Below are 7602 nucleotides of genomic sequence, written 5' to 3'. Positions count from 1 at the left end.
TGTACCTCCATTACGCTCAGAATGTATGCCGACCGCCGGAAATGGCCCTTGGAGGCGGTGAAGGTGCGGCTTCGTCACCGCAAAGTGCATTGCGAGGATTGCCTGGATCCCGATACCCGCGTGGATCAAATCGATCGCCTGATTTCCCTCGATGGTCCCTTGGACGATACCCAGCGCCAGCGCCTGATTGAAATCGCCGATCGCTGCCCGGTGCATCGAACATTGCATTCCGACATTCAGGTCCGAACCGAGATGGGATAAGTCGCTCAGCGCGCGTTTTGTCATCAACTCGTCGTTTTCGTTCGCTACCTTAACGCCGTTTTCACAGACGACGGTGTTTTGGCCATGCCGCTTGTTTCCATTGTGTTTCCCGTTCGTGCCATCGAGGGCGCTGCGCTGCGCGCAGTGGCCTCGCTGCGAAATCAAACCCATGAGAACTGGGAGTTGCTCATCGTGAGCGATGATGACCGGTCATGCCGGCGCGAATTGGCCCGACGGGGTTGCGACGACGGTCGGATTCGTTTCATTGCCTCGCCATTTCCCGATGCTGGTCCGAATGTCGCCCGCAACACGGGCTTGCATCAAGCGCGCGGCGAGTTTGTGGCCTTGATGGATGCGAACGACCGTTATCACCCTGAGCGCTTGGCTTCGCTGGTGCCGCTGGCCAGCGACCACGGAATGGCGGCGGACAACGTGAACATCGTCGAGATTGACTCCGGACGATGTCTTCGCACCGTGTTGCCACTCGAGCCGACGATCGTGGTGTTGGACTTGGAGCGGTTCCTGTGCATCGACGACCCCTTGTCATTTGTGTTTCATCACAGCGTGCTCCGGCATCAATGGGACGAAGACGTGGTGCTGCAAGATGACTCGCTGTTCATGCTCCGTGCCCTGGAGCGTGCGGGCGAGGCCGTGGTGCTCACTGAGCCACTGCATGACCATTTCATTGCCCGAGAAGGTATTTCCGCCCGCCTGACCCGCCAACGCCGCGCCGAGATCGCCTACACATATTGTTTACACAAGCTGGAGATCAATGGCTTGGGCTTCTGGACGGAGTCTTTTCGTCAAGCCGCGGGCAATATGCTGTTTCACAAACGGGCCTTGAGTCGGGCCTACACCGAGGCGATTTCCGGCCGGCCGGCCGGGTACCTGTCCTGGCGTGACGAAGGTGACTGAGGTTGCCGCGCCTGCCGATTGCGTTCACTTTTTGGGCGTGGGTGCGCCAAGTCATCCGGCATTGGGTTCGGCCGCGTGCGTGCTCGAGCGAGCCGGGCGTCCCGAGCTGTTGATCGACTGTGGTCACGACACGTTAGCCGCCTATCTCGCCGCTTACGGGACGCTTCCCGAGGCCATCTTCATCACCCATGTGCACATGGATCACGTCGCCGGATTGGAGGCGCTTTTCTATCAGGCGCGATTTGGCGCAAGCGCGGTTGCGCCCATCCGCTTGTTCGTGCCGGTATCTCTGGTGGCCTGGTTACACCAGCGCATCGCGGCCTATCCAGAAACGCTGGCGGAAGGTGATGGGAACTTCTGGGACGTTTTTCGTTTGTGTCCCGTTGGTCAGCGCTTCTGGCTGAATCACCGCTGCTATCATGTGTTTGAGGCCCGACATCATGCGCCGAACAGCGCATTCGGCCTTTGCCTGCCGGGAAAATTCCTCTATACCGGCGATACCCGTCCGATCCCCGAGCAGTTGGTCGCCCACGCCGGCGCAGGCGAGACCATCTTCCACGACTGCGGCTTGCACGGGAATCCGTCCCATACCGGAATGGCCGATCTGGCGCGGGAATACACCGCCGAGCAACGCGCGCGGATGTGGTTGTATCATTACCATTCGGCAGGGGATGCGCGCACGCTACAGGCCCATGGCTACCGGGTTGTTAGCAAATGTCAGCGCATTGTTCTGGGCGAGGCGTATGGCGAGCGTGCGGAACGGTCAGTTCCACTCTCCCGACTCAGCGCCTGACGTTCCACGCCGATTCTTCGCCCCGCCGTACGGGGGGCGGTCGACTCCCACAACACCTGACAGAGACGTCTGTGACAACCCGAGGGATCATTGCTTGCGGCCATCCCGTGACGGCCCACGCGGCGGAAGAGGTATTGCGAGCGGGAGGCAACGCGTTCGACGCCGCAGTGGCGGCGTTCTGCGCCGCTTGTGTGGCCGAGCCGGTTCTGGCCTCATTCGGCGGAGGCGGATTTCTACTCGCCCGCACGGCCACCGGCCAGCAACTACTCTACGACTTCTTCGCCCAAACGCCGCGACGGCCCCGGCCGCAGGACGCCCTGGATTTTTTTCCCATCTCCGCTGACTTCGGCACCGCGCGTCAGATCTTCCATATGGGCTTGGGTTCGGTGGCCACGCCCGGGGTGGCGCGAGGCTTGTTCGCCGTTCACCAGGATCTGGGCACGCTGCCCATGCAGGATCTGGTGGCACCGGCGGTGGCCTCGGCACGGGAAGGGGTGGAAATGAATCGCTTTCAGGCGATGATTTTCGACATCGTCGCGCCCATCTATACAGCGCACGCGGAGACGCGCGCCACCTACGCTGGCCGAGATGGCTCCGGTTCGCTGTTGCGCGAAGGAGAGATCCTGCGCCAATCGGAGTTGGCTGATTTCATGGAAGCGCTGGCCCGGGAGGGTGCCGAGTGGTTCTATGAGGGTGAAATTGCCACCGCCATCGCCGAGCTGTGTCAGGCCGGCGGCGGCCATTTGGTGCGGGAGGATTTGTCGAACTACCGTGTGGCCCGCCGGTCCCCTTTATGCCTGGACTACCGCGGCGTGTCACTGGCGACCAACCCACCCCCGTCGTCCGGTGGCATCCTGATCGCTTTCGCCTTGCGTCTGATGGAGGCTCTCGACTTCTCAGTGCGTAGTGCGGATGATCCGAGCCACTTACATCAACTTGCCCGGGTCATGGATCTCACCAACCAGGCGCGCATCGAGGCGGCTTTGGATCAGGCGAATCATCCCCATGCCTTACGTTTGCTGGATGTTGACTACCTCCGTCGCTATCGGATGGAGCTTTTGGGTCGGGCGCGCTCTTCACGCGGCACCACGCATATCAGTGTGATCGATGCCGAGGGCAATATCGCCAGCTTAACAGCCAGCAACGGCGAGGGTTGCGGCCGTTTGATTCCCGATACGGGCGTGATGTTGAACAATATGCTCGGCGAGGAAGATCTCAATCCCCACGGCTTTCATGCCTGGCCGGCCAACCAACGCATGACTTCCATGATGGCGCCCAGCCTGGCCGTGTTTCCCGATGGCACATCGGTGGCCTTGGGTTCGGGTGGTTCCAACCGGATTCGCACGGCGATTTTGCAGGTATTGGTCAATTTGATTGATTTCGGCCTGCCTATTGCCGAAGCGGTGAGTCGGCCTCGCATCCACCTGGAAGGGCGACGGTTGAGTATCGAGGGCGGGTTTGACGAATCACTGACTGGTCAGCTTCGCGAGCTGTGGCCGGATACTGAAGTGTGGTCCTCGAGAAACCTGTTCTTCGGTGGCGTCCACGGCGTGATGCGCCAGGCGGATGGCCTTTTGGACGGCGCGGGCGATCCGCGCCGGGGCGGCGTGGTGGTGCATGTTGACTGAAGGTCGGTTCGGCTCGCCGCGTTTGCTCAGATTCGCTGGCGCGGTTGTTGTGGGCCGGAGCGTAGACATAGACTGTCTTTCTAATCGGCGTTGGCGGCGCCCGCGCTCGGCGGGTTGTGAATGGATCGGCGCGTAGAATAATCGCGGATATGGAGATGTGGGATATGAATGTCGATCGGCAGACGTATTTTTTGCTTGGCGATCTGATCTCTAATGTGGGTGTGGGCATGCTCGCCGGCGCCGTTTGCGCGCTACTCGTGGGTGTTCAGTGGAACATGTTTGTGGCGATGCTCATTGGCATGCCCATCGGGATGGCGGTGGCGTTTTTTGCCGGCAGCCTGGTGTTCTTTCGTTTTTTCGGTTTGATTGAGGTGATGGTTCAAACCATGTGGACGGGCATGCTCGCGGGTATGTTCGTCGCCATGGCCGCGGCCATGGGTCCCTGGACGGTGGGTGCGGGCGCCACCTTCGGCGGACTGATCGGAGTGGTCGTGTTTACGGGGATTTATCTTTTGAACCAACGCATCAGCGGGCCGGTCGAACCGGCTTGAGAGGAGTGCTGGCATGGATACTGCGACGCGAAACAAATGGGACCGCGCATCGGCGACGTTCGATTTTATGTGCGGTATCGGCGCGGACAAGCGCTGGGGTTATTACAAACGGCAGCTGTATTCCAAAATGGGCGGCGGCAAGATTCTGTTTCTGGCGGTCGGAACCGGCTTGGACATTGCATTCTTCCCGCCGGGGAAGGATATCGTGGGGATCGATATCAGCCCAAAAATGTTGACCCATGCGGCCGAGCGGGTGGCTGCCTATCCCGGCACGATGGAAGCGCTGGAGATGGACGTGCACGAGATGAGTTTTGAGGATGAAACCTTCGATCAGGTGTTCACTTCGTGCACGTTTTGCTCGGTTCCGCGTCCGGTGGAGGGTCTGCGCTCCCTGAAACGGGTACTCAAGCCGGGTGGCGAGCTACACATGTTCGAGCACACCGGCAGCAAGTATTTTCCGTTCAACGTGATGATGGATGTCATGACGCCGCTATCGCGCCGCGTGGGCCCTGACATGAACCGCGACACGGTCGCGAACGTGAAGGCCGCGGGGTTCGAGGTCACTGAGGTCAATAACGTGTTTTTGGATGTCGTTCGAACCATCAGTGCGGTCAAGTCCCGTTAGCGGTTAGACGATTCGCGCCGGCGCACGCGCGTCAGTTCTGATCAGGAATGCGGCCGGCGCGCTCGTAGCGTTTCTTCCAGTAGGGGTCGTCCAGCTGATCTTTGCGAACCCGGCTACCGCTTGAGGGTGCGTGGATGAATGCCCCGTCGCCGGTGTACAGGCCGACATGCGCGTTGCGTTTGCGGCCGATTCGAAAAAACACCAAATCGCCCGCCGCCAGTTCGCGTGGTCGTACCGGTTGGGTGTGGTCCCGCAAGTCGCGGACTGTGCGCGGGACGCTTACACCTGTCCGACCGTAGCTGTAGTGTACTAAGCCACTGCAATCGAATCCTTCCTCCGGCCGCGAGCCGCCGTACCGATAAGGTGTTCCCACCAGCGCCTCCGCCACCAAGACCGCGTGAACGCCGTGGGGGCGAGTGCGGGGTTCTTCTAGGCGCTGCGGTGTGGCGCAACCGGCCAACAGCAAAGCGCCGGTGATGAAAATCAGCGCGGCCAGATGAGGGCGGGCGCCAATGGTTATCACGCGTGTCACGGGACCGGATCGCCCGTCGATGGCGGAAGGCTTTGGTTGAGGCGCTCCCGCGTTTCGGAAAAATCCACACGACGGGATATCACGGCCATGCCAATCCCGGCCGCTGCGGCCGCGAGTAGGTAGATCCCGCCCACGATCAACAAGGCCAATTCCCATCGCAATCCCAAGTGAACAAGGTACAAAAGCAGCGCGGTATTCAACAGGCAAAAGGCAATGACGGACAGACTCCCAAGGACGATACCCAACGCCAGAATCAAAGAAAGGTAGATTCCGGCTTGTTTGGCTTCCCTCGCGAGTTCTTGTCCCACTTGGCGTGCGCGGGCCGACAAATCGTCGATGTAGCCGCGCAAAAAACGCTTCGGTCGCAGGATCGGGTAGTGGACTGGACCCTGATGGCGTTTGAAAAACATCACGTCCTCCTCCTCGGCTGAAAGTACGGGGTGTCCATCGGCCCGTTGCGAGCCGGTGCTGCGGCCAGTCGATGGCCGTTACGGTCAGTATGTGACAAGCGGGCGGCTTCTGTCCCTCCCATTCGTCTGATGTTGTTCGTTTCGGTCATGCCGCTCACATCAACGGAAGTGCGCGGCAACCTCCATACGCTCACCGGGAGTTGGAGGGTGATCTCGAGTGTTTTTGCGAGTTGCCCAAGCTGTGGGCGTGTCGGATGGCTTCAGCGCGCCGATTATTGGCGCGCCGCTGCTGGGGGTTCCAGTCGCTCCATGAGCTCGGTGATGTCGGCCCGATCGTCCTCTGACAGAGCGAAAGCCGGCTTTTCGTAGCCGAAGGTGTGCTCCAGGCTGCGAAGGACGTGGCCCGCGTCCAACATTTGACATCGGTCGGTGGCCACCAATGCTGGGTGAACCTGACCACAGGCCCGGCTTAGGCGGATGAGTTCCTTGCGCAGATGGATGATGTAGTTGGCCGCCCGAACTCCTTTGAGTTCGGGGTCAATGCCCCGTGTGCGCCAGGGATGGTGGGTGGTGATCCCGGTCGGACATTGGCCGGTATGACATTTTTGCGCTTGAATACAGCCGATGGACAACATCGTTTCGCGGGCAAGGTGCACCATATCGCAACCCATGATCAATGCCAGCATCGCTTCTTCGGGTAAGCCCAGACGACCCGAGCCGATGAATACGATGCGATCGGCCAGTCCACGATCCAGGAAAACCCGATAGACTTGGGCAAACCCGATTTTGAATGTCAAAGCCACATGGTCGCTGAAGGCCAGTGGGGCTGCGCCGGTTCCGCCTTCGCCGCCGTCGATGGTGATGAAATCCACGCCACGTTCGGTACGGTCCATCTGACGGGCCAAGTCCGCCCAGAAATCCCGCTCGCCCACGGCAGATTTAATGCCCACCGGCAGGCCGGTTTCGTCGCCCAGACGTTCCACGAAATCCAGCATGCTGTCGACATTGGAAAACGCACTGTGAGTCGCCGGGCTGACGCAATTCTGGCCTGCGGGGACGCCGCGGGCCTGGGCAATTTCGGCGGTCACTTTGGCGCCGGGTAGCATACCGCCCAAACCCGGTTTCGCGCCCTGGCTGAGCTTGATTTCAAGGGCCTTGACCTGAGGATTGGCCGCCAGGCATTCGCGCAGCCGGCCCAGGTGGAACCGCCCCTGGTCATCTCGGCAGCCGAAATAACCGGTACCGATCTGGAGGATTAAATCGCCTCCTTGCTGGTGGTATTGACTGATACCGCCTTCGCCGGTGTTTTGAAGGCAACCGGCCAAGCGAGCGCCCTGATTCAGGGCGGCGACGGCGGGTCCGCCCAGGGCGCCGTAACTCATGCCGGAGATGTTGATCAACGACGCCGGGCGAAACGCCCGGCGTCGTCCACGCGCGGCCCCGAGTGGTTTGGCGCAGGGCAAAGGATAGCCTGCGACCTCCAGCGGGTGGCCGGCCACCGGTTGCTCCAGCGGAAAGGCGCTGTGGCGCAGGAGGATGTGGTTCTCCGCCTGATCGAGGGCGTTGTCGGTACCGAAACCGAAATAGTCGTTTTGTTGTTTGGCCGAGGCATAGATCCAGCGCCGTTGATCCCGGCTGAAGGGCCGTTCTTCGTTGTTATTGGTGACGATGTACTGACGCAGCTCCGGGCCGACCGATTCGAGTAGATATCGCAGACGGCCGACGATGGGATAGATACGCAACAAGCTGTGGCGTCGCTGGAACAGGTCGAATAGGGCGACGCCAGCCAGTGCCAGTAAGCCCAGGGAGATAACGGTAAACACGATGTCCATGAGGTCTCTGAACTGGCCTTTTTGACTGACGCCATCGGCGTTTCAAACGATCTTA

Annotated in this window: 9 protein-coding genes; 6 read left to right on the top strand and 3 right to left on the bottom strand. The window is 60.6% G+C overall.

The annotated features are described in order from the left end of the window. The 6 genes from SVU69_01015 to SVU69_00990 form a co-directional block, all read left to right on the top strand. A partial coding sequence (locus SVU69_01015; GenBank protein ID MDY6941576.1) for an OsmC family protein occupies nucleotides 1–261 on the top strand: 261 nt, incomplete at its 5' end. A gap of 84 nt (nucleotides 262–345) precedes the next feature. Further along, a complete protein-coding gene (locus SVU69_01010) occupies nucleotides 346–1176 on the top strand; it encodes a glycosyltransferase family 2 protein (GenBank protein ID MDY6941575.1) in 831 nt (276 codons plus the stop codon). Further along, nucleotides 1169–1969: an MBL fold metallo-hydrolase gene (locus SVU69_01005; protein MDY6941574.1), complete on the top strand. Its 801-nt coding sequence runs from the start codon at nucleotides 1169–1171 to the stop codon at nucleotides 1967–1969. Before SVU69_01010 ends, SVU69_01005 begins: the two co-directional genes overlap by 8 nt. A gap of 71 nt (nucleotides 1970–2040) precedes the next feature. Next, nucleotides 2041–3597, top strand: a complete 1557-nt coding sequence (ggt, locus tag SVU69_01000; protein ID MDY6941573.1) for a gamma-glutamyltransferase — start codon at nucleotides 2041–2043, stop codon at nucleotides 3595–3597. A gap of 164 nt (nucleotides 3598–3761) precedes the next feature. Next, the gene (locus SVU69_00995) at nucleotides 3762–4148 is read left to right on the top strand and encodes a hypothetical protein (GenBank protein MDY6941572.1); all 387 of its coding nucleotides are present in this window, start codon (nucleotides 3762–3764) and stop codon (nucleotides 4146–4148) included. A 13-nt stretch (nucleotides 4149–4161) separates the two neighbouring features. Beyond that, nucleotides 4162–4773: a class I SAM-dependent methyltransferase gene (locus SVU69_00990; protein ID MDY6941571.1), complete on the top strand. Its 612-nt coding sequence runs from the start codon at nucleotides 4162–4164 to the stop codon at nucleotides 4771–4773. A gap of 31 nt (nucleotides 4774–4804) precedes the next feature. On the opposite strand, the gene SVU69_00985 is transcribed toward SVU69_00990, so the two are convergent. The 3 genes from SVU69_00985 to SVU69_00975 all read right to left on the bottom strand — a co-directional run bounded on the left by SVU69_00985 (nucleotide 4805) and on the right by SVU69_00975 (nucleotide 7547). Further along, the gene (locus SVU69_00985; protein MDY6941570.1) at nucleotides 4805–5305 is read right to left on the bottom strand and encodes a C40 family peptidase; all 501 of its coding nucleotides are present in this window, start codon (nucleotides 5303–5305) and stop codon (nucleotides 4805–4807) included. Further along, complete coding sequence (locus tag SVU69_00980; protein MDY6941569.1) at nucleotides 5302–5715, bottom strand: phage holin family protein; 414 nt, start codon at nucleotides 5713–5715, stop codon at nucleotides 5302–5304. Before SVU69_00980 ends, SVU69_00985 begins: the two co-directional genes overlap by 4 nt. A 272-nt stretch (nucleotides 5716–5987) precedes the next feature. Further along, the gene (locus SVU69_00975; GenBank protein MDY6941568.1) at nucleotides 5988–7547 is read right to left on the bottom strand and encodes an FMN-binding glutamate synthase family protein; all 1560 of its coding nucleotides are present in this window, start codon (nucleotides 7545–7547) and stop codon (nucleotides 5988–5990) included. Nucleotides 7548–7602 lie beyond the last annotated feature (55 nt).

Source organism: Pseudomonadota bacterium (genome assembly GCA_034189865.1).
Classification (GTDB): domain Bacteria; phylum Pseudomonadota; class Gammaproteobacteria; order UBA5335; family UBA5335; genus JAXHTV01.
The sequence above is the reverse complement of the archived record's forward strand: the minus strand, read 5'-3'. Positions and strand labels throughout refer to the sequence as shown.